Origin of the sequence: uncultured Shewanella sp. (assembly GCF_947497935.1) — a bacterium.
In the GTDB taxonomy this organism is placed as follows: domain Bacteria; phylum Pseudomonadota; class Gammaproteobacteria; order Enterobacterales; family Shewanellaceae; genus Shewanella.
Map to the genome: position 1 here is coordinate 402377 of NZ_CANMIO010000001.1, position 22033 is coordinate 424409.

The 22033-nt window shown below is 45.0% G+C and carries 17 protein-coding genes; 12 read left to right on the forward strand and 5 right to left on the reverse strand.

The annotated features are described in order from the left end of the window. Positions 1-200: 200 nt before the first annotated feature. Together Q1A86_RS01730 and gltB are read right to left on the reverse strand one after the other, a co-directional pair. Positions 201-1610: an FAD-dependent oxidoreductase gene (locus Q1A86_RS01730; protein ID WP_299802093.1), complete on the reverse strand. Its 1410-nt coding sequence runs from the start codon at positions 1608-1610 to the stop codon at positions 201-203. Between the two features lie 7 nt (positions 1611-1617). After that, positions 1618-6066, reverse strand: a complete 4449-nt coding sequence (gltB, locus tag Q1A86_RS01735; RefSeq protein ID WP_299802094.1) for a glutamate synthase large subunit — start codon at positions 6064-6066, stop codon at positions 1618-1620. 477 nt (positions 6067-6543) lie between these two features. Between gltB and Q1A86_RS01740 the strand changes: the two genes are divergently transcribed. The 3 genes from Q1A86_RS01740 to oxyR all read left to right on the forward strand — a co-directional run bounded on the left by Q1A86_RS01740 (position 6544) and on the right by oxyR (position 9162). Then, positions 6544-7473, forward strand: coding sequence for a TIGR01212 family radical SAM protein (locus tag Q1A86_RS01740; protein WP_299802096.1), 930 nt, complete (start codon positions 6544-6546; stop codon positions 7471-7473). A 203-nt stretch (positions 7474-7676) separates the two neighbouring features. Then, on the forward strand, positions 7677-8042 hold the full coding sequence (locus tag Q1A86_RS01745) for an Hpt domain-containing protein (protein WP_299802098.1): 366 nt from the start codon (positions 7677-7679) through the stop codon (positions 8040-8042). A gap of 205 nt (positions 8043-8247) precedes the next feature. After that, on the forward strand, positions 8248-9162 hold the full coding sequence (gene oxyR / locus Q1A86_RS01750) for a hydrogen peroxide-inducible genes transcriptional activator OxyR (RefSeq protein WP_299802099.1): 915 nt from the start codon (positions 8248-8250) through the stop codon (positions 9160-9162). A 60-nt stretch (positions 9163-9222) separates the two neighbouring features. On the opposite strand, the gene Q1A86_RS01755 is transcribed toward oxyR, so the two are convergent. Continuing rightward, positions 9223-10296: an adenylate/guanylate cyclase domain-containing protein gene (locus Q1A86_RS01755; protein ID WP_299802100.1), complete on the reverse strand. Its 1074-nt coding sequence runs from the start codon at positions 10294-10296 to the stop codon at positions 9223-9225. Positions 10297-10421: 125 nt separating this feature from the next. Then, positions 10422-11093 carry a DNA mismatch repair endonuclease MutH gene (gene mutH, locus Q1A86_RS01760; protein ID WP_299802101.1) on the reverse strand — a complete coding sequence of 224 codons (672 nt, stop codon included), beginning with the start codon at positions 11091-11093 and terminating at the stop codon, positions 10422-10424. A gap of 691 nt (positions 11094-11784) precedes the next feature. On the opposite strand from mutH, the gene rppH reads away from it, so the two are divergent. The 9 genes from rppH (at position 11785) to Q1A86_RS01805 (ending at position 20231) form a co-directional block, all read left to right on the forward strand. After that, entirely contained in the window at positions 11785-12306 is a 522-nt protein-coding gene (rppH, locus tag Q1A86_RS01765; RefSeq protein ID WP_299802102.1) for an RNA pyrophosphohydrolase, read from the forward strand. Positions 12307-12324: 18 nt separating this feature from the next. Then, entirely contained in the window at positions 12325-14559 is a 2235-nt protein-coding gene (ptsP, locus tag Q1A86_RS01770; protein ID WP_299802103.1) for a phosphoenolpyruvate--protein phosphotransferase, read from the forward strand. 74 nt (positions 14560-14633) lie between these two features. Further along, on the forward strand, positions 14634-15434 hold the full coding sequence (locus Q1A86_RS01775; RefSeq protein WP_299802104.1) for a sulfite exporter TauE/SafE family protein: 801 nt from the start codon (positions 14634-14636) through the stop codon (positions 15432-15434). Positions 15435-15517: 83 nt separating this feature from the next. Then, a complete protein-coding gene (locus Q1A86_RS01780) occupies positions 15518-16369 on the forward strand; it encodes a thymidylate synthase (protein ID WP_299802105.1) in 852 nt (283 codons plus the stop codon). Between the two features lie 492 nt (positions 16370-16861). After that, a complete protein-coding gene (gene nhaA / locus Q1A86_RS01785; protein WP_299802106.1) occupies positions 16862-18037 on the forward strand; it encodes a Na+/H+ antiporter NhaA in 1176 nt (391 codons plus the stop codon). After that, positions 18034-18417, forward strand: coding sequence for a hypothetical protein (locus tag Q1A86_RS01790; protein ID WP_299802107.1), 384 nt, complete (start codon positions 18034-18036; stop codon positions 18415-18417). Before nhaA ends, Q1A86_RS01790 begins: the two co-directional genes overlap by 4 nt. A gap of 69 nt (positions 18418-18486) precedes the next feature. Next, complete coding sequence (gene nhaR, locus Q1A86_RS01795) at positions 18487-19395, forward strand: transcriptional activator NhaR (RefSeq protein WP_299802108.1); 909 nt, start codon at positions 18487-18489, stop codon at positions 19393-19395. 199 nt (positions 19396-19594) lie between these two features. After that, positions 19595-19834 carry a succinate dehydrogenase assembly factor 2 gene (locus Q1A86_RS01800; protein ID WP_299802246.1) on the forward strand — a complete coding sequence of 80 codons (240 nt, stop codon included), beginning with the start codon at positions 19595-19597 and terminating at the stop codon, positions 19832-19834. Further along, entirely contained in the window at positions 19815-20231 is a 417-nt protein-coding gene (locus Q1A86_RS01805; protein WP_299802109.1) for a protein YgfX, read from the forward strand. The genes Q1A86_RS01800 and Q1A86_RS01805 overlap by 20 nt, the downstream gene beginning before the upstream one ends. 55 nt (positions 20232-20286) lie before the next feature. On the opposite strand, the gene nadB is transcribed toward Q1A86_RS01805, so the two are convergent. Further along, positions 20287-21897 carry an L-aspartate oxidase gene (gene nadB, locus Q1A86_RS01810; protein ID WP_299802110.1) on the reverse strand — a complete coding sequence of 537 codons (1611 nt, stop codon included), beginning with the start codon at positions 21895-21897 and terminating at the stop codon, positions 20287-20289. Between the last annotated feature and the right edge of the window lie 136 nt (positions 21898-22033).

The window sequence follows — 22033 nt, forward strand, 5'->3', positions numbered from 1 at the left end:
AATTTACTTGAGTAACAGGCGCTACTTTTAGAGGACCCTATTAGGCTTAGACAAATTTGATTTGAGATCGGGAAAAAGTCGGCAAAAAAAAGGCGCTCCATTGGGAGCGCACAATCACAAGCAACTTTTTGATATGACTCGAGCGACTGTTTAAATGAGCCTGCTTTAAAGCTGTTTATAAAACTAGTCTCTTCTAAAGATTAGTCTTCTAAGTAATTTAAAATACCCAAGGCGGCGTCTCGCCCCTCTGCAATAGCGGTAACCACTAAGTCTGAGCCTCGCACCATATCGCCGCCTGCAAACACTTTTGGATTGCTGGTCTGAAATGGGTTGTCGGCCACCTTTGCTGCTTTCACTAAGCCCCAATCGTTAAGCTCAATATTGTGCTCTGTTAACCATGCCGCTGGGCTTGGCTGAAAACCAAAGGCGATGATAAGCGCATCGGTATCTAATACCTGTTCGCTCCCCGCTATCGGCTCTGGGCGGCGACGGCCACTGTCATCGGCTTCACCAAGCTGAGTCTCGATACATTCAATGCCTACCACTTTGCCATCAAGGGTTTTAATTTCACTGGGTTGACGGTTAAATAGAAACTCTACGCCCTCCTCGCGAGCATTTTGCACTTCACGGCGAGAGCCTGGCATGTTTTCTTCATCACGACGATAGGCACAAGTGACTTGAGTTGCGCCTTGACGCACTGCTGTGCGAACGCAGTCCATTGCGGTGTCACCACCGCCAAGTACTACAACACGCTTGCCCTCGAGGCTAAGATACGGGTTATCAACACATTCGGTACCCATTACGTTATGGGTGTTACCGATAAGGTAAGGCAGAGCCTGATGCACGCCATCTGCGTCTTCACCTTTGAGGTTGGCTTTCATTGCGGTGTAAGTCCCCATTCCGAGGAATACAGCGTCGTACTCTTCAATCAATTGTTTAAAATCGATATCTTTACCGACAGTGACGCCAAGCTTGAATTCGATGCCCATACCCTCAAGTACATTGCGGCGAATCTGCATGACTTCCTTATCAAGCTTAAATGATGGAATGCCGTAGGTGAGTAGACCTCCTATCTGCACGTTTTTATCAAATACCACAGCTTTTACGCCATTACGGGCAAGAATATCGGCGCAGCCAAGTCCAGCAGGGCCTGCGCCAACAATCGCGACTCGCTCTTTACGCGGCGTGACTTTCGACATATCCGGGCGCCAGCCCTGTGAGATAGCGGTATCGGTTATGTATTTTTCAACATTACCAATAGTCACAGCGCCAAACTCTTCGTTAAGGGTACAGGCTCCTTCACAGAGCCTGTCTTGTGGGCAAACACGGCCACAGATCTCCGGTAGGGTATTAGTCTCGTGGACTAAGTCGGCCGCCTCCATAATGCGTCCCTGTTTGGCTAGTTGCAGCCAGTTAGGGATATAGTTGTGCAGTGGGCATTTCCATTCACAATAAGGGTTACCGCAATCTAAACAGCGGTCAGCCTGCTCTTTTACTTGTGGTTGGGCAAAAGGCTGATAAATCTCAATAAACTGCGTCGCACGCTGTTTGGCGGCGTGTTTAGTTGGGTCTTTACGACCAACCTCAAGAAACTGAAAATCATTGCTCATTTTGGTATTACCCCGCTATTACTGCTAGTGCAGGTTCAGGTTGTTCTAACTTCAACAGATCGCTCAGTTCAACATTTTTAGGTTTGACCAAGATGAAGCAATCCAGCCAGTTTTCAAAATCACTTAAGATCATTTTGGCATGTTCACTATTAGTCTCTTTAACATGTTGTTCAATCAAGTCGCGTAAATGTTGTTGCTGAATCGGCGACTGGACTTTATGGGTGTCGACCATCTCGGTATTAACCCGGCGGCTAAAGCGGCCAAATTGGTCAAATACGTAGGCGAACCCGCCAGTCATACCCGCGCCGAAGTTAACCCCTGTTTTGCCAAGCACGACAACGATACCGCCTGTCATGTATTCACAGCCGTTATCACCTAAGCCTTCAACAACGGCAATCGCACCTGAGTTACGTACGGCGAAACGCTCACCGGCTTTACCCGATGCGAATAATTTGCCGCCAGAGGCGCCGTATAAACAGGTGTTGCCCAGAATCGCAGAGCGTTCGCTCCTAAATGGGCTGCCTAGCGGCGGGTAGACACAAATTTTACCGCCTGACATGCCTTTGCCCACATAGTCGTTGGCATCACCGCAGAGCATTAGCTCAAGCCCAGGAGCATTCCACACCCCAAAGCTTTGGCCTGCGCTGCCGTTAAACTTCAAGGTGATAGGCGCCTTGGCACCGTCACGGCCAGCATGAGTGGCAATGAAACCTGAAAGGCTAGCGCCAACAGAGCGGTCGGTATTGTTGATATTAAACATCTCACAAATCGACACTCCAGCTCTTACTGCTTCTTTGCAATCGGCGACCAGGCGCTGATTTAGCAGGCCTTTGTCTGAAGGCTGGTTGATTTCACGCCAAGTGACAGCTGAGCTTTCTGGTACCTCAGGGCGATATAGAATAGGCGCTAAATCTAAGCTTTGCTGCTTGGACGTTTCGCCTTCAACTGTCGCTAACCAATCGCTACGACCGACTAGTTGTTCAAACTCGGTAACTCCTAGAGCCGCCATATATTCACGGATCTCTTGAGCGACAAACTCAAAATATGTCATTACCCGCTCAGGTAAGCCATGATAGTGCTCGTTACGTAGCTTTTGGTTTTGCGTCGCTACGCCAGTCGCGCAGTTATTAAGGTGACAAATACGCAGATACTTACAACCAAGGGCAATCATAGGCACGGTTCCGAAACCAAAACTTTCGGCGCCAAGGAGTGCGGCCTTGATAACGTCTTTGCCGGTTTTTAATCCGCCATCAACTTGTAGGCGGATTTTATGGCGCAGACCGTTTGTCACCAGTGCTTGATGAACTTCGGCAAGTCCAAGCTCCCAAGGGCTACCTGCATATTTAACCGAGGTAATTGGGCTTGCCCCTGTGCCGCCATCGTAACCGGATATGGTGATCATGTCGGCGTATGCTTTAGCCACACCAGTAGCGATTGTTCCGACACCGGGTTCAGAGACCAGTTTGACTGATACCAATGCCTTGGGATTGATCTGTTTTAAGTCAAAAATTAGCTGGGCCAAATCTTCGATGGAGTAGATATCGTGATGTGGCGGAGGAGAGATCAGCGTAACACCCGGGCGTGCATTACGCAGCGCGGCAATTTCTACACTGACCTTGTCACCGGGTAGTTGTCCACCTTCGCCAGGTTTTGCGCCCTGAGCGACCTTAATCTGTAATACTTCCGCATTGACCAAGTAATGTGCGGTAACCCCGAAACGTCCCGATGCGATCTGCTTGATGGCAGAGTTGCCTTCGGTGCCAAAGCGGCGCGGATCTTCTCCGCCTTCGCCGGAGTTTGAACGCCCGCCTAAGCGGTTCATGGCGACAGCTAAGGCTTCATGTGCCTCGGGGCTGAGTGCTCCAATGCTCATCGCCGCACTGTCGAAACGTGGGTAGAGGGTTTTAGCCACTTCTACCTCTTCAAGTGTGACAGGAGCAAGTTCACCTTTGACTTCAATTAAGTCACGCAATGTTGCTACCGGACGATTATCCACAAGCTCAGCAAATCGCTTATAGGCGGGGTAGTCCTGATCTCGCAAGCTTGCTTGTAAGCTATTAACTACATCTGGGTTAAAACAGTGATACTCGCCGCCTTCAACATACTTAAGTAAACCACCTTGAGACAATGGTTGATGGGCTCTAAAGGCATGCTTGTGGAGCAACTGCTGATCTTGTTCTATTAGTTCGAAGCTGGCCCCTTGAATACGGCTAATTACACCGTTAAAGCAGAGTTCAACTACTTCATCTGCAAGGCCTACTGCCTCAAACTGTTGGCTACAGCGATAAGATGCAACGGTACTAATACCCATCTTAGACATGATCTTACGCAGCCCCTTGTCTATGCCGTAGCGGAAGTTAAGCATGAGATCGCGGGTATTTTCGACACCGTTACGCTGAGCGAGATCGGAGATGCACTCATAAACAAGATAGGGATAAATCGCCGTTGCGCCAAAGCCGAGTAGCACGGCGAAATGGTGTGGATCTCTTGCCGATGCGGTTTCCACTATGATGTTGGTGTCACAGCGTAGACTATTATTGACTAAAACCTGCTGCACGGCGCCGACAGCCATAGCTGCTGGGATCACTTGCTTTGATTTGGCGGTAGCGCGATCTGATAACACTAGCAGCGTGGTACCGGAGCGAGCTAAGCGATCGGCTTCGTCACAGATGCGCTTCAAGGCCGCTTCTAGCCCTTCGCTGAGGTCATAATTCAAGTCAACTGTGTTGGCCCGATAATAAGTACTATCGAGAGCCATCAGCTGGTTGAAATCACTAAATAGCAACACTGGCGAATTAAACATTACCCGATACGCATGGCCTGTGGTTTCGTTAAATAGATTCTGCTCACGACCGGCGCAAGTGGTCAGTGACATCACATGCTTTTCACGTAAAGGATCGATAGGTGGATTGGTCACCTGAGCGAACTTTTGACGGAAGTAGTCATAGATGGTGCGAGACTTCTTGGAAAGCACTGCCATAGGAGTGTCATCACCCATAGAGCCTGTGGCTTCTTCACCCTTTTGGGCTAGCACCCAGATTATCTGTTCGAGCTCTTCCCGTGAGTAGCCAAATTGCTTTTGGTATTGCAGCAGCTGAGCGTCGTTAAACTCGCGCTTGCCTTGCTCATTTGGACCAAACTCTTCGGCAGGCTTGAGCACTTTACTGTTTTTGGCCATCCATTCCTTGTAAGGGTGGCGACGTTTGAGGTCGTTATCGATCTCAAACGACGAGTAAAGTTGGCCATTCAAGGTGTCCAGAACCAGTAGTTCTCCTGGACCGACACGGCCTTTTTCTATCACCTCATCGGGGCCGTAGTCCCAAATTCCGACTTCTGATCCTAAGGTTAAAATCCGGTCTTTGGTAATGACATAGCGTGACGGGCGTAGACCATTTCGGTCCACAGCGCAGGCCGCATGGCGGCCATTGGTCATTACGATGCCCGCGGGTCCATCCCAAGGCTCCATATGCATAGAGTTAAAGTCATAGAATGCCTTGAGCTCTTCATCCATCTCTGGGTTACTCTGCCACGCTGGTGGAATAAGCAGACGCATGGCTCGGTACAAGTCCATTCCGCCAGCTAGCAGCATATCTAGCATATTATCGAGTGATGAGGAGTCTGACCCCGTCTCATTTACGAAGGGAGCGGCTTGTTGTAAGTCGGCAAGTAGTGGCGCAGTAAACTTATAAGCACGGGCTCTTGCCCATTGGCGATTACAGGTAATGGTATTGATTTCACCATTGTGAGCTAAGTATCTCAATGGCTGAGCCAATGGCCACTTAGGTGAGGTATTGGTAGAGAAGCGCTGGTGGAATAAACAGATCGCACTCTGCAAGCGTATGTCTGCCAAGTCGCCGTAAAAAGCGGGCAGATCCGCCGGCATCATCAGACCCTTGTAGACGATGACTTGGCCTGAAAGACTGGCAACGTAGAAGTCTTTATCGTGGGTGAGCTGCTGCTCTACTCGGCGCCTTGCCATATATAGGCGGCGCTCTAAATCTTTTTCTCGCCAACCGATAGGGGCGTTAATTAACACCTGTACGATCTGTGGCTGGCTGGCTTTACCTATGGGGCCTAGTACGCTGCTATTAACAGGTACATCTCGCCAGCCCGCGACACTTAAGGTCTCTTTCTGCAGCTCCTGTTCTATTAGTTGCTTGGCTTGCGATGCTAAAATGGTATCTTGGCTGAGAAACAGCATTCCCACTGCAAAACGACGGCTAAGGTGCCACTCATTTTCTTCAGCAATCGCTTTGAAAAAATTAATCGGTAATTGCATCAATAGCCCGCAGCCATCGCCAGTGCGACCATCTGCTGCGATACCACCACGATGCTTCATTCGGTCTAGGCCGTGGATAGCGGTACGTACAATTCGGTGACTCGGTTCACCGTCCATCTGGGCGATTAAGCCAAAGCCACAATTGTCCCGCTCAAAACTTGGATGATATAAGCTCATTACTACACTCCCTAACCTCGACTGATACAACTCGGGAAATAAAGCAAAAATATCTATAGATATGCACCCGAATCAATCAAATTAACCCCATGAGTGGTAAAGGTCAAACCTATTTATTGCATAAAAAATAACTTAACGGTGCCGTTTCATACGCTCGTATTACTTGGTTTACCTTAACGTAAACTGTAAAATCGCACGTATAACCTTATGAATAAAAAGAATTTTAAATTAATGCCTTTCTGTTGTTTACGGTTTTGTAACAAATTGGTTGATTGTGCTTGATTTCAGTAAAGTGATTTTTATTGCAAATACAGTGAAATGATAATCACTTTGGCTTGTGAGTATTTATGCATTAGTGAGTGACTTAAAAGTCGCTAGTGTAATTGTTCGGTATTACGGTTATTTGAGCTAGCGCTAATTAATGTTTTTTAGAACTGGTTAAAATAGTGCAAATTCTTTGGCTAGGTGATATGGCAGTTGGGACTGGATAGTTACGTAAATACCTTCGGTGGTGTGTGTAAGCAAAAATATGGCGAGCGGATCCGTAAGCTGACAATTGATGCAAAGTTTACTTGCCCGAACCGTGATGGCACTTTGGGAAAGGGCGGTTGTACCTATTGTAATGTGGCATCTTTTAGTCACGAGCATAAGACCGAGCTATCTATTCAAGAGCAACTGGCTCAAGGCAGAGAGCGATTATCTTCTAAATCATCCAAGTACATCGCTTATTTTCAGGCTTATACCAGTACCTATGATGAGTACCTAGTATTAAAGCAAAAGTACGATGAGGCTATTCAAGATAGCGACATTGTCGGTCTTTGTGTCGGCACTCGCCCTGACTGTGTTCCCGATGAGGTGCTAGAGTTATTAGTTGGCTACCAAAACGATGGTGTTGATGTTTGGTTGGAGTTAGGGCTGCAGTCGGCTAATGATAAGACGCTGAAGAAGATCAATCGCGGTCATGATTTTGCCGCTTATGAAGATACGGTTATTCGTGCCCGTAAGCTTGGCATTAAAGTGTGCACTCACTTGATCTTGGGCTTGCCGGGAGAAGGCCATGAAGATTATCTGCAAACACTTGATAAGGTATTGAGCGTTGGTGTTGATGGAATGAAGATACATCCATTGCACATTGTTGAAGGCAGCACCATGGCTAAAGCTTGGCGCAATAATAAGATGAGCCTGCTTGAGCTAGAGGACTATGCTTATAGCGTCGGTGAGTTAATTCGACGAACCCCTAAAGAGGTGATATTTCACCGTGTGACGGCTTATGCGAAAAAGCCAATGCTATTAGGGCCAGATTGGTGTGCTTATCGTTGGAATGGCCTCGTAGCTATTGTTGACGATCTTGAAGCGAAAGGTGGTCAAGGGGCTTATCTTGAGATAGGGCAAGAGCCCGCGGCTTAACATTCTTGAGTGAAAAACATTCATCATTGGCTAGTAAATCGTAAGCCTTATAGTGATTTTGTTTAACTCAATGTTGTTAAATTGTTAAATTCGCGGGAATTTTAGACTCATGTGACACTTGTTGTTGCGCCTAAGATTTTAGCGGGTATTATGTGGTAAAATCGAGTTTTTGTATACACGACAATATTTTGAGAGGTGCCTAAATGGCAGCAGCTGAATTAGAATCAATCTTAGATCTTAATACACTGGAGCAATACTGCAGTGCAATTGGTGCAGGTACGCTACTTAAAAGCGTCGTTTTGTTTGAACAACTTATGCCTGAATACGTAGGCAATTTAGTGAGTGCCCAGCAGGCAAATGATAAAGATACACTTTGCAGCGAAGCGCACAAGTTTAAGGGCGCAGCGGGTTCAGTAGGTCTTAAGCGTATTCAACAGTACGCTCAGCTACTACAGCACGGCGAACAAGCGACTTGGGAACAAGAACACGCAGCATGGTTAAATGAAATTGTTGAATATGCATCGAAAGATCTACAGCAATTAAAAGAATATTTAGAGTCTAAGGTTTAACTAAACTGATTCTTATATTCGATAGCGCAGCTTGGGAACACCACTGCGCTATTTTTTTATCCAAAATTCGCTTTAGATAGTCGATTATCTTGTACATTTTTGATTCAGTTCACAAACTAATCAAGCCATCTCAAGGTTCACTTGGAGATTTATGGTAGAGTTAGATTGAACGATTAGATAAATAATGTCATTGGTAATCTATTTTATGAAACATCTCCCCAGTTTAAAAAACCTGTTCTATTTGGTGAACCTGCATCAAGAGCAGAACTTCAATAGAGCCGCCAAAATCTGCCATGTTAGTCAGTCGACCTTGTCTAGCGGAATTCAAAACCTTGAAGAGCAGTTGGGGCACCAACTTATTGAACGTGATCATAAATCATTTATCTTCACCGCTATTGGCGAAGAGGTGGTGATGCGTTCGCGCAAGTTATTGACCGATGTTGATGATCTTGTCGAATTGGTTAAACACCAAGGCGAACCTATGACTGGGGAGATCCGTTTAGGTTGTATTCCAACGATTGCGCCTTTTCTGCTGAGTAATGTAGTCCAACATTGCAAACAGGTTTACCCTGATCTGACGCTGTTTTTAAAAGAAGACACCACAGATAGATTGATAGATGCGTTGGGCAAAGGTGAGTTAGATCTGTTGTTGCTAGCCCTTCCTGTGGATACTAGCGGCTTTCATAGTATGAAGGTGGGTATCGACCCGTTCAAGATGGTGGTACATAAAGATTTAACCGATGAGATCCACGAGCCGATTGACTACCAGGATCTGCCCGACGAAAGCATCTTCCTACTGCAAGCAGAGCACTGTATTACTGGACATGCGATTACGGCATGCCAGTTAGGGGAGAGTGTTAAGATTAATCCGTTTGCGGCTACGAGTTTGCATACTCTAGTGCAGATGGTGAACTGTAAACTCGGAACCACCTTCTTGCCACAAATGGCGATCGATGCGGGTATTTTAAATAATACCGAACTGACGACCATGGCTCCTCCGGGCGAAACCCCTTATCGAGACATCGGCTTAGTTTGGCGTCAGACGTCGAGCCGGATCCTGACCTTTAGAACCTTGGGGTTAGAGATCCAAAAGCTGTTGGATCAAGACGACTCACAATGAAAACAAAAAAGCCGATATGATTATCGGCTTTTTTGGCTATATGTTTTAGGCATTGATGAATTAGGTATTTTTAGGCGAAACACCAAAGACTTCGATGGAGTGCTGCTTGCCCTTAAACTTAATAGGGCCTAGGCTGCTTAGGTTATATTGTGAGTCACTATATTCGAGTCTAGATTGTAATGACCCAGAAATAAGCATGCGCTGCCCTAGAGGGTTACACTGATCTTGTAGTCGCGCTAACGTATTAAGTACATCGCTAAAGAAGCTAATCTCTTGCTTCTGTACGCCCACCACTGCAGCAACGACTTGTCCACAGTGAGCCGCTGCCTTGAATTTAGGCACGAAGCCGTACTGCTCTTCAAAATACTGTCTCTGCCAACTAAGCTGCTGGCTAAACTCATGATAGATGTTGAAGCAGCGATCTTCTTTAATACCATCTTTTAGTGGCCAGTGGATCAATACCGCATCGCCCATATAGCGATATATTTCAGCTTCATTATTAGTGACTGTATCGGCTAAAAGACTAAAGCTATCTTGGATTAAACGGCTAAAACGATAATCACCAAGAGACTCGGCATGAGTGGTTGAGGCCACCATATCTAAATAAAGAAACAAGCGCTGCTCATATCTTGGTTTATGGTATTTACCTAAGCCGATATTAAATAACACTCTTGGGCCAACGAGTAGCGCCATCTGTTCAATAAAAGCGAGGCCAACACGAACCACAACCAAATAGACAATCAGTGCTTGGAATGAAGGACTGTAAAGAATGTGCGCAGTTAGCATTTGGCGCAAGGTTGTCATGTGATTCTCAATGGCCCACATGTTGAGATACTGGGTAATATAGGCCAGAGTCGTCGCACCGAGCAGTAAGAAAAGTCCTTTAAAGACGACAGAGAAAACGTAAGGTAAGCGATTGATAGCACTAAAGTCAGCGATCAAGTTCGACATCCAGTGAAGGCTGCCAAAAATAATACCCATATAAATAGAAAGCGTGGCTAAGTCAGCGGAACCAATGGCCCACTGTGGAAGTTCAGGAGTTTGTGCGTATCTAAAGAATACGAAAGCCGCCATGGCTACAGTCCAAGCGAACATAGCAAAGGCTAATTTCTTCGCTTGTATATGTGCTTTCACTATTAAGGGGGTATCCAAATGCTACATAATTTTAGGAGGCGCCATTTTATAGAATATCCCCCTACTTTTACCAGTAGTATTTGTGATCTAAGTCAAATGAGTGTGACTTTTGGAACAAAAACGGCTTAAAGCAGCTGTGAAAGTATTTTTTGGGTAAATTGGGTTTTTAAATAAAATCCTCTAGGGTTGGTTTGGGTGAGCTCCCCATCCCGTCCAATGCTATCCGTTAGTACCTGACTATTTGCTGCCTTTGGCCTTAGCTGCAACACTTCACCATGTCGAGCGGTGACCCTATCGACTTGTCCCATTGAGATAAACTCCATTATCTCTTCCCAATCCTGCTTGAGCAGCTCGCTCTCTTCAACCGATGGCTGCCATAGGATAGGTGAGCCGATTTGGCGTTCAGATAAGGGGATCTCCCGATCGCCTTGTACTGGGATCCACAGAACCTGTTGTAGCTTATGGCGAACAACACTTTTTTCCCAGGTCAGGCCTTGAATATTGGTAAGTGGAGCGACAGTGACATAGGTCGTTTCCAATACTCTGCCTAGACGGTTGACTGGAATCGTTTTTAGCTCTACACCCAAATGTACAAAATCTTGTTCAGGTTTTGAACCTGCCAAGGCACCGAGTTCGAGCTCTATTAACTGACCAACCCATCCTTTATGACGTTTTAAATCTTTAGGCATCTCGATGCCATGATATTGCGCGAGTTGGCCTAAGGTTAAACCTGCCATGGATTCTGCGCGTTGCATCAACTCTTCGATGCTGTTTGGAGAGTGGAGTGATTTCTTCATAGGGGTAATTTTACCTGAGTGGCGCCATTAATCAAACAGAGTGAAAAATGAACAGGCATTTATTTTATTGAGAATAACTTAAGAACTGTTGTCTAAACGTTTGAATTATTGAGTGTTCCTATTTTTGTGGCAATGCTTTTAGTCGTTTGCTGTAGAGTTACACCACTGCTTTCCCGCTTTTTCCAACATAGTTATCCACAGATTTGTTGGATAACTCCAATTTAATGAGTCGCTACTGAAATAAATGTGATCTGTCAATGCAATTATTTAGCGCATTTTGGCTTTTTTATAGGGTTAAACTATTGCACTTGTGAATAACACCTTTTACTCATTTGTCAGTTTATAGGATTTAATTTGTCTGTATAAAAAGTAACCATCAAGAGGCTTGTTAGCTATTCTCATTTTCTTTTGGTTGTGTAAGTGATTGTTTTTATGGTTTTAAGAGGGTGTTTGTTTATCTGCTTTAAATTAATAAATTCGAACCAAAAGTGTAAGTTATTCGACTTTAATCGAGTTTCCAACAGAGATATCCACAGTTTCTGTGGATATCATGAGTTATTCATTGGCCGCTCTGTTGATAAGGTTGGTATCAAAGAGGATTTATCCAAAGGTTTGGGACTAACAGATATTTGCCGCCGGACACGCTTTGTGAAACAATCAAAAGATTAATAGTTAATAGTTCGGAGTCCATGTGATTGATAGTGACGGCTTTCGCGCAAATGTGGGCATCATTATCTGTAATCGCTTTGGGCAGGTTATGTGGGCAAGACGATTTGGCCAACATTCCTGGCAATTTCCTCAGGGTGGCGTTGACGATGGAGAGTCAGCAGAAGAGGCCATGTATCGTGAGTTATACGAAGAAGTAGGATTAAAGCCAGAACATGTGCAAATTCTAACATCGACGCGATCATGGTTACGCTATAGGCTACCTAAGCGGTTAATCAGACAAGATAGTAAACCCGTGTGTATAGGGCAAAAACAGAAATGGTTTTTGCTACAATTGAAAAGTGCCGAAAATGCCATAGACCTTAACGCAAGTGGCCATCCAGAGTTTGATGATTGGCGTTGGGTGAGTTATTGGTATCCAGTAAGACAAGTCGTTTCTTTTAAAAGAGATGTTTACCGAAAAGTCATGAAAGAGTTCGCGGTGACCACTTTACCTCTACAGGTTAAAGAGTCGAATAACAGAAGACGAGGTATGCGTAGAAGTTAAATAGGGAGGTTTGCGTTAGTGCTCAAAACACTTAGAGATATCACTCAAGCAGTTGCTTCAGCTCGCGATCTTCAATACGCGTTAGAGTTGCTGGTTACGCAAACCAAACAAGCTATGAAGACCGAATGTTGCTCTATCTATATTATAGAAGAGCAACATCTTGTTCTCTCTGCGACAGATGGCCTAGATCCTTCGGCTGTTAATCGTGTCAAACTACCTATCACTCAAGGCTTAGTTGGGCTTGTTGCTCAGCGTGAAGAAGCCATTAACTTAGCCGATGCGGCTTCACATCCTAGATTTAAGTTACTCCCAGAAGTTGCCGAAGAAGCCTATAACGCCTTTCTTGCTGTGCCTATCGTTTATCAAAAATTAGTGATTGGTGTCATTGTTGTGCAGCAAGTTCAAGCGCGGCAATTTAGTGAAGGTGAGGAAGCGTTTTTAATGACGCTCGCGGCGCAACTCGCCGTGGCTATCAAGGGGCTGACTCATAGGGGGAAGTCTGGCGATAGTCTACAGCAGCGTTATTACACTGGTACTCAGGCATCAAAAGGTATTGCGATAGCTAAGGCGCTTGTGCTCGGCGGGCAGATCTCCTTTGAGCTTGTAGAGCAAAAAGCCCAATCAATCGCAGCGGAGTTGCTGCGTCTTCAAGAGGCCATGAATCGCTGTAAAGACTTATTGGTTGGTTTATCGCAGCGTTTTGATAGAGAGAAAGATGAAGAAGCCGCGTCAATATTTAACGCCTTGTTACTGTTGCTTGAAAAAGGAAGCCTAGGCGGCGAGTACATCAAAGACGTTAGTTCAGGTTGGTGCGCTGAAACGGCAGTTTGTCGTGTATCAAAACGCTATATCAAACACTTTGAGGCGATGAGTGATCTGTACTTAAAGGAGCGGGCTAGTGATATAAGTGATCTGGGGCAAAGAGTACTTAGGCAGCTGATTGAGCCTAACAAGATTTTTTTAGAGCCAGATACCCCAGTGATCCTCATCGCTCGGGAAGCTAATACCACGCTGTTAGCTGAATTTCCAAGGCAAAAGCTTGCAGGCATAGTAACCGAATTTGGTGGGGCTAACTCCCATGCCTCTATTCTCGCCCGCGCTATGGGAGTCCCTGCGATAATTGGTGTCGATGGGATCTTAAGCGCCAATATTGAACAGTCACAGATCATCATTAACGCGAATCGTGGCCAAGTGATTATCGAGCCGACTGCGTTTGTACTGTCTGAATATCAGAGCTTAATCGCAGCACAGGTAGAGCAGCAACGCCAGTATGCCCAAGAACTATCCTTAAAAACCGTCACCTCAGATGGTAAGCGAATCTATCTCTATATTAATAGTGGGTTACTCTCCAGTGTGGACTCTGAAACTGGCAGTGACTCAGATGGTATCGGGCTTTATCGTACCGAGATCTTATTTATGCTCAAGCAGTGCTTTCCGGGTGAGATTGAGCAACTTGAGATTTATAGAAAAGTCCTGAAAGCGGCGGGCGACAAGCCTGTAGTGATGCGAACTCTTGATGTGGGGGGGGATAAACCCCTCGACTACTTCCCTATCGTAGAAGATAACCCGTTTCTAGGTTGGCGTGGTATTCGGTTGTCACTGGATCACCCAGAGCTATTTCTGATTCAGCTTAGAGCTATGTTGCAAGCTGCGATAGGCTCACAGCAGTTACATATTCTTCTACCTATGGTCAGTAGCCTTGAAGAGGTGGATTTAGCGCTGATCTATTTGGATCAAGCCTGTCAGGAATTAACCGCCGAATTAGGCAAGCAAATTTCTATGCCAAAAGTGGGGATCATGCTGGAGGTTCCTGTACTCTTGTATCAGCTCGATGAAGTCGCTAAACGTGTAGACTTTGTCTCTGTGGGCTCGAACGACTTAACTCAATATTTGTTGGCTGTCGATCGAAATAATCCAAGTGTGAGCCCCTTGTTTGATAGCTATCATCCGGGGGTACTCAGAGCGCTTAAGTTTGCCGTTGAACGATGTAACGAGCATAAGCTACCGATTAGCGTCTGTGGAGAGCTGGCAGGGGAGCCTCTAGGTGCAATTTTGTTAATTGCCATGGGTTATGAGCAACTGAGCATGAACCAAGCGAGTTTGGCACGTATTAATTACCTTTTAAGGCGTGTTTCCCAAGCTGAGCTGAATCAGTTACTGGATGACGTATTAAGGCTTAATAGTGGCGAAGAGGTTAGAATACTCGTCAGCCAATATTGTGAGCAAAAAGGTCTGGCATCGGTGTTAAGTTAAAAGCGCCAATACTCTATGAACTCCAACTTGATTGCTTTAAGCTTGTTAAATAATAACGATTAAAGGTAGCGCTTGTGGAAAGCTGGCTATATATATTGTGCATTTGCCTAGTTTTAGGTGCTGGGATCGGCTTTATGGCCGGGCTACTAGGGATCGGGGGCGGTCTAATTGCGGTTCCTGCCTTGCTGCATATTCTCCCACAGATCGGCGTTGCGTCTGAGAGCTTACCCCATGTTGCGATAGCAACCTCTTTAGCCGCAATTATTCTGACTTCGCTTTCTTCTGCTCGTGCTCACCATAAGCGGGAAAACATTCCTTGGCCGTTATTTAAATCCATGCTGCCAGGCTTCGTATTAGGAGCAATGTGCTCAGGTTTTATCTCTGAAATGATACCCGCAAAATCATTACAGCAAATCTTTGCACTCTTCGTTATCTTGATGGCCGTACAGATGGCATTCCCGTTTAAAGCAGAATCGAATCGAGCCATGCCGGGCCCGATAAGCTTATTTTTTGCCGCAACAAGCATTGCGATTATTGCCGCGCTGATGGGGATTGGTGGTGGAGTACTCTTAGTCCCATTTTTGACTTGGTGCGGCCTACAGATGCGTTATGCTGTTGGTTTTTCGGCGGCAACAGGGTTGTTGATTGCCTCGTTCGGCAGTATTGGTTATACACTCGCTGGCTGGAATGCGACGAGCCTACCGGATTGGACTCTAGGGTATATCTATTTACCTGCCTTAATTGGTATTGTGTCGACGTCTATGTTGATGGCACCTGTGGGGGCGAGGGCTGCAACTAACTTGCCAACGGCTAAATTGAAGCGTTTTTTTGCCGTATTCCTTGCGCTTGTTGGCCTTAAACTTGTTTTAGCATAATGTTCTACTAAGCGATTATTGCTAGTATTTCTTCGTTTGGCGCTGGGAGTAAGCTCAGCAACTCTTTTTATAGGTAGATAATCATGAAACAGTATTTAGATCTTTGTCAGAGAATAATTGATGAAGGAACTTGGGTGGAGAATAGTCGAACGGGTAAACGTTGCCTCACCGTGATTAATGCTGATTTGGTCTATCATGTGGATAAAAATGAGTTTCCACTTATTACTACCCGTAAGAGTTTTTATAAGGCGGCAATTGCCGAGCTGCTTGGCTACATTCGTGGTTACGACAATGCAGCCGATTTTAGAAAAATTGGTTGTAACACCTGGAACGCCAATGCTAACGATAATCAAGCATGGCTAGATAATCCGCATCGTAAAGGCATCGATGATATGGGGCGTGTTTACGGTGTTCAAGGCCGCGCTTGGAGTAAGCCTGATGGTGGCTGCATCGATCAGTTGCGTAAAATTGTTGATGACTTATCAAAAGGTATTGATGATAGAGGCGAGATCCTAAGCTTTTACAATCCAGGTGAATTCCACATGGGCTGTTTGAGACCTTGTATGCACACGCATAACTTCTCGTTAGTCGGTGATACTCTTCACTTAACCAGTTTTCAGCGTTCATGCGATGTTCCACTAGGGCTGAACTTCAACCAAGTTCAAGTCTTTACGCTACTGGCGCTAATGGCACAAATTACTGGCCATAAGGCAGGAACAGCATTTCATAAAATTGTGAATGCACATATATATGAAGATCAGTTGGAGCTGATGCGAGATGTACAGCTTAAACGCGAGCCTTTTGCTTCCCCTAAACTTGTCATTAATCCTGATATTAAGTCTCTTGAAGATCTCGAGACTTGGGTGACAATGGATGACTTTGAGGTGACAGGTTACGAGCACCACGAAGCGATTAGCTATCCATTCTCTGTGTAGTTCTCTTTACCATAAACTAGGCTTTAAAAAACTCGCCCAATGGCGAGTTTTTGTTATCAACCTCTTAAGTTCTCAAAATCACCTCATATATATTCCAGCCTTAACCTTAATTTTGTCTGTAAAAAACTCCTATCATTTTGGTGGTTTAAGTCTGCTTTCAGTTTCGCTTCATCTATCCAGTGCTGGTAAATTGAACGATCGATCGTTATTTTCGAGTCCTTAAGAGTTTGTTATTTAAGCTCTCATTTTTAACGAAAAGTAGACTTGCGATATAGACGACCATTTTACTTGCTAAAAAAGTGTGATCTTCAGCACTTTATTGTTATTGTGAGTTTTTAAAACGTGATTATTCTGTTGATGTTTGATATTTATTCTTACTAGGACTAGACTCGATACTTCGGATATTCCGATGTTTGTAGCTGAAGCAAACGATTATTCAGGTTAATCGTATTCAGCTAAACTCGAAGTATTGAGATTTTATGGAGCGTATTAATGGAACGGGCAATTAGGAATTTTCTAAGCCAGGAATCGGCAGGCGGTATTCTTTTGATGATATCCGTCGTGATAGCGATGATTTTTGCAAACTCACCTTTATCGGGTATGTACCAAGGGTTTCTGGAAACAGAAATGCAAGTGCGTGTTGGTAGCCTAGATATCGATAAGACACTTATTCATTGGATCAACGATGGCTTAATGGCTATCTTCTTCATGCTTATCGGCTTAGAGGTGAAGCGAGAACTGCTCGAAGGCGCCTTGTCTAGTCGAGCACAGGCATCTTTACCTACGTTTGCGGCGATTGGCGGTATGGTTTTCCCTGCAGCCGTGTACCTTATTTTTAACTACTCAGATCCGATAACCCAAGCTGGTTGGGCTATTCCGGCTGCGACAGATATTGCGTTCGCATTAGGTATTATGGCGTTATTAGGTAGCCGTGTGCCTGTGGCGTTAAAAGTATTCTTATTAGCTCTTGCGATTATCGACGATCTGGGTGTCGTAGTGATTATTGCGCTTTTCTACAGCACAGATTTATCGACCATCAGCTTGATCATTGCAGCGGCTGCGATTCTTGGTTTGATAGGATTAAACCGTAAAGGGGTAACTTCTTTAGCGCCATATGGTGTTGTGGGTCTTATCCTCTGGATTGCAGTACTAAAATCAGGCGTACATGCCACACTAGCTGGCGTAATTATCGCCTTCTGTATTCCGCTTAGAGCGAAAGACGGCTCGTCGCCATCAGAGAGTTTAGAGCACAGCCTGCACCCATGGAGCACGTTTGTCATCTTACCGATCTTTGCCTTCTCAAACGCAGGTGTAGACTTGAGTGGTATGAGCCTAAGCTCACTATTGTCTCCTGTACCATTAGGCATTGCTCTAGGGCTACTCGTTGGTAAGCCACTTGGTATTATGTTGTTTAGCTTTATTGCAGTAAAACTTAAGTTGGCTGTATTACCTGAAGGTATGGGCTGGAGACACATCACCCCTGTCGCAGTGATGTGTGGTATCGGCTTTACTATGTCTATGTTTATCTCATCTCTTGCCTTTATCGGTGAAGGGCAGATGTACGGAGACTACGCAAGATTAGGGATTTTATTGGGATCACTAGCATCGGCACTCATAGGTTATTTTTGGTTGTCTAAGGTGCTACCTGAAAAAGGAGCAAAAGCATGAGATTAGGAATTGTTGCGTTAGTTATTGGTCTAGGTTTTTCCTCAGTCGCATCAGCAAAGCAGATCGACGTTTGTAATCAAGATATTAACAGTATTGTATGCCAAAACTATCTTGAAGGCGTGGTTGATGGTGCTTTGATGTATAAAGGTGCCGCCGTTGGCCAGAGACTCGAAAGTGACGGTTATGAGTCGCGAGCCCTGAAATATCGTGGTGGTAAGCGTTTCCAGGAAGCAAACCGAACTTTCTGCCAGGACAACCTACCTGACAGAGATGCATTGGTAGCGGGATTATCGGAGGCATTTTCTGCCAACGAAATCAAAAATGTAGATGATTTAGCCACCGCAATGTCAGGTTTATTAGACTGTCAGCGTCTTAAGTAAATCAAACTAAGTTAATGAGGCAACTGAATAAGTTGCCTCTTTTTTATTTATAAAACAGTAGTATTTATTATGGCTAATCTAAACTACAACCATCTCTATTACTTCTGGATGATCCAAAAGAAGGGAACTGTAGCTAAGGCTGCAGAAGCGTTATGCTTAACCCCTCAAACGGTAACTGGGCAAATTCGGGTATTGGAGGCCAGTCTTAAGGGAAGCTTGTTTAAGCGAGTCGGTCGTTCATTGGAGCCAACCGAACTGGGTGAATTAGTATTCCGTTATGCCGACAAGATGTTTAGCCTCAGTTACGAAATGTTAGATCTGCTGAACTATCAAAAAGATGAGAATATTTTATTTGAGGTAGGAATAGCGGCGGCGCTATCTAAAGCGTTAACGAGTAGAGTGTTATTATCTGTCGTGCCGAGTGATGGCTCAATGCACCTGGCTTGTTATGAGGCGACACACGAAGATCTGATGACAAGGCTGCGTGAGCATAAATTGGATATGATTTTATCGGATTGTGCTGGGGAAAGTTTGAAGTATCCTGAGATCTTATCCAAACAACTAGGTGAGTCTGGGGTCGCTTTCTTCTCTTCTGAAACTTACTCAAAACCCTTCCCGCAGTGTCTAGAACAGGGAAAGTTACTCATTCCTGGAAGACGTACTTCACTAGGGCAGCAGCTGGTGCGATGGTTCGATGAAAAAGCCTTAAATGTCAGTATTCTTGGTGAATTTGATGATGCGGCAATGATGAAATCGTTTGGATTCTTTAAGCAGGGGATCTTTGTTGCTCCATCGATTTATAAGCAGGATATTCTTGCTCATGGTATGACTTTATTGGGTGAAACATCCGAAGTGAAAGAGGTCTATCATGTGATGTTTGCTGAGCGTATGATTCAGCACCCTGCGGTTAAGCGCTTGTTAGAAACTGATTTTACAGAGTTGTTCGCAGGAAAGGATTTATCTGTTCAACAGTTATAGCATACTGTTGACCTGCGGGAGCGCTAGCTAATAGTAAAGTTCTAATATTCAATGATTGTAGTGAACGACTGTGACGCGTTATTTCTTAGCTTGTGTTATCAATATCGACATAAAGACTCGGCAACTGATACACTAAGGTTACTACAAAAAACGATAAAAAATTGGAGCGTTCACGTTGTCTGAATCAAGCCAAGAACCAATGAAGTTACCTAGAGTTAAGTGGGCTTGCCGCAGAGGCATGCTAGAGCTGGATGTCTTATTCCAGCCTTTTGTTGAGCAGCAATATGAAAGTTTATCGGTAGAAGATAAAACCGTTTTTGTTGAGCTGCTTGAATGCGAAGATCCAGAATTATTTGCTTGGTTTATGGGTCATGAACAGTGCCCAAATCCTGCGTTTGCCGAAATGATTATTAAAGTTCGTGGACGTCCAGCAGCATAGCTTTGACCTGAATTCATCAAACGGTCAGCGAATATCTCTGACCGTTCTTTCCCTTATCTGTTTAAGCTCTTTCCTTATTTGGCCTTATGCCGAAAATACCATTTATATCTTGCTCAAATTGCTATTGTTCAGTGCCTGCTGTGGCTTTTTTATTTGGCAGATTTATCGATTAAAGCACTGGCAATGTCAATTTATGCTTAAAGCTGATGGAGCTGGTAAATTTAAAAATGGTACAGAGTTTGTTTTACAGGGCAAGCCCATAATTACACCATTTGCGGTGATGTTTGATATCACTTTTACGGGGGGGAACAAAAGACTCGTGCTATGGGCGGATATGTTAGACGACACAAACTATCGACACCTGTGTCGTCTATTACAGTTAGCTAGTCAGAGATAAAAGATTACCTCTGATTAACGAACTACAGTTGTTACTACTGCTGTTAACCATGTGGTTAATCAGGCTGTAATATGGTTGGCTTTGGTGATGCATCCTTGTTTGGATGATCGATATTGTAGTGCAGGCCTCGACTTTCTTTACGCTCCATTGCACAGCGAATGATAAGCTCAGCTACTTGAACTAAGTTACGCAGTTCTAGCAGGTTATTACTGACTCTAAAGTTACTGTAATACTCTTGGATCTCTTGCTGCAACATCACGCAGCGTCGAAGAGCACGCTCAAGACGTTTATCAGAGCGAACAATGCCAACGTAATCCCACATAAACAGACGTAGCTCATGCCAGTTGTGAGCAATCACCACTTCTTCATCTGAGTTAGACACTTGGCTTTCATCCCAAGCAGGCAATGTGCCCGGCATAGGGATTTTATTTAACTGGCTTTCAATATCTTCGGCAGCAGCTCTGGCAAACACTAAGCACTCAAGTAGCGAGTTACTGGCTAAACGATTGGCACCATGCAGACCAGTATAGGCCACTTCACCAATAGCATACAGACCGTTAAGGTCGGTTTGACCGTGTAAGTCAGTCATCACGCCGCCACAAGTGTAGTGGGCTGCAGGTACGACAGGGATCGGGTCTGTGGTGATATCAATTCCTAACTCCAAGCAACGCTTATGGATAGTCGGGAAGTGCTTAATAATAAAGTCTGCTGGCTTATGGGTAATATCAAGGTAAACGCAGTCTGAACCTAGGCGCTTCATTTCATAGTCGATTGCGCGGGCAACGATGTCGCGCGGGGCGAGTTCTGCACGTTCATCGAAGTCTGGCATAAAGCGGGTTCCATCAGGGCGACGTAAAAATGCGCCTTCGCCGCGTAGTGCTTCAGTGAGTAGGAAGTTACGTGCATCAGCATGGTATAAACACGTTGGGTGGAATTGATTAAATTCCATGTTTGCTACGCGGCAACCTGAGCGCCACGCCATGGCAATGCCATCACCTGATGCGATATCAGGGTTAGAGGTATATTGATAAACCTTGGAGCTACCGCCTGTTGCTAAGGCGACGAAACGCGCCTTAACGGTTTCAACATGCTCTTCATTTCTATTCCAAATATAAGCACCCTGAACACGGTTACCAGGACGATTTAATTTTCGTGTAGTAATCAAATCGATGGCGTTGTATCTTTCAAGTACTTGAATATTTGGGTGGTTACGAGCTCGGTCTTGCAAGGTTACTTGCACTTCTTTGCCAGTTGCATCTGCGGCATGCAGAATACGTCGGTGACTATGACCACCTTCACGGGTTAAGTGATAAGGTGCTTCAGCGGTACTTCCGGCCGGCACTTCTTCTTTGTCGAAGGCGACGCCGCAAGTAATTAACCATTGCATTGCTGCTTTGGCATTCTCAGCCGTAAATTTAACAACAGGTTCGTCGCAAAGCCCTGCTCCGGCAACTAATGTGTCGGCAACGTGAGACTCAATTGTGTCACCTTCATCGAATACTGAGGCGATACCGCCCTGTGCATAATAGGTTGAGCCTTCGCTTAGTGGTCCTTTGGAAAGCAAAATAACTTTTGATTTTTCAGCAAGATGCAAAGCTAAAGTGAGACCGGCGGCACCACTGCCGATAACCAAAACGTCAGATTGGTGTTCAACTACTTGTTTCATCAGGTATCATAGAGTTATCTGGGAGTCCGACTATGTTAAACCATGACGTCGAATATGGATACTTTCATAGGTCGCATATAAAGAAATCAAAGATTCCGTAAAAGAAAATCACATCTTTGCAAATTTTTTTAGAACT

Coding starts and splice junctions, on each gene's coding strand:
- Q1A86_RS01730 (WP_299802093.1), bottom strand. CDS start 1,610: ATGAGCAATGATTTTCAGTTTCTTGAGGTTGGTCGTAAAGACCCAACT.
- gltB (WP_299802094.1), bottom strand. CDS start 6,066: ATGAGCTTATATCATCCAAGTTTTGAGCGGGACAATTGTGGCTTTGGC.
- Q1A86_RS01745 (WP_299802098.1), top strand. CDS start 7,677: ATGGCAGCAGCTGAATTAGAATCAATCTTAGATCTTAATACACTGGAG.
- oxyR (WP_299802099.1), top strand. CDS start 8,248: ATGAAACATCTCCCCAGTTTAAAAAACCTGTTCTATTTGGTGAACCTG.
- mutH (WP_299802101.1), bottom strand. CDS start 11,093: ATGAAGAAATCACTCCACTCTCCAAACAGCATCGAAGAGTTGATGCAA.
- Q1A86_RS01780 (WP_299802105.1), top strand. CDS start 15,518: ATGAAACAGTATTTAGATCTTTGTCAGAGAATAATTGATGAAGGAACT.
- nhaA (WP_299802106.1), top strand. CDS start 16,862: ATGGAACGGGCAATTAGGAATTTTCTAAGCCAGGAATCGGCAGGCGGT.
- Q1A86_RS01790 (WP_299802107.1), top strand. CDS start 18,034: ATGAGATTAGGAATTGTTGCGTTAGTTATTGGTCTAGGTTTTTCCTCA.
- nhaR (WP_299802108.1), top strand. CDS start 18,487: ATGGCTAATCTAAACTACAACCATCTCTATTACTTCTGGATGATCCAA.
- Q1A86_RS01800 (WP_299802246.1), top strand. CDS start 19,595: ATGAAGTTACCTAGAGTTAAGTGGGCTTGCCGCAGAGGCATGCTAGAG.
- nadB (WP_299802110.1), bottom strand. CDS start 21,897: ATGAAACAAGTAGTTGAACACCAATCTGACGTTTTGGTTATCGGCAGT.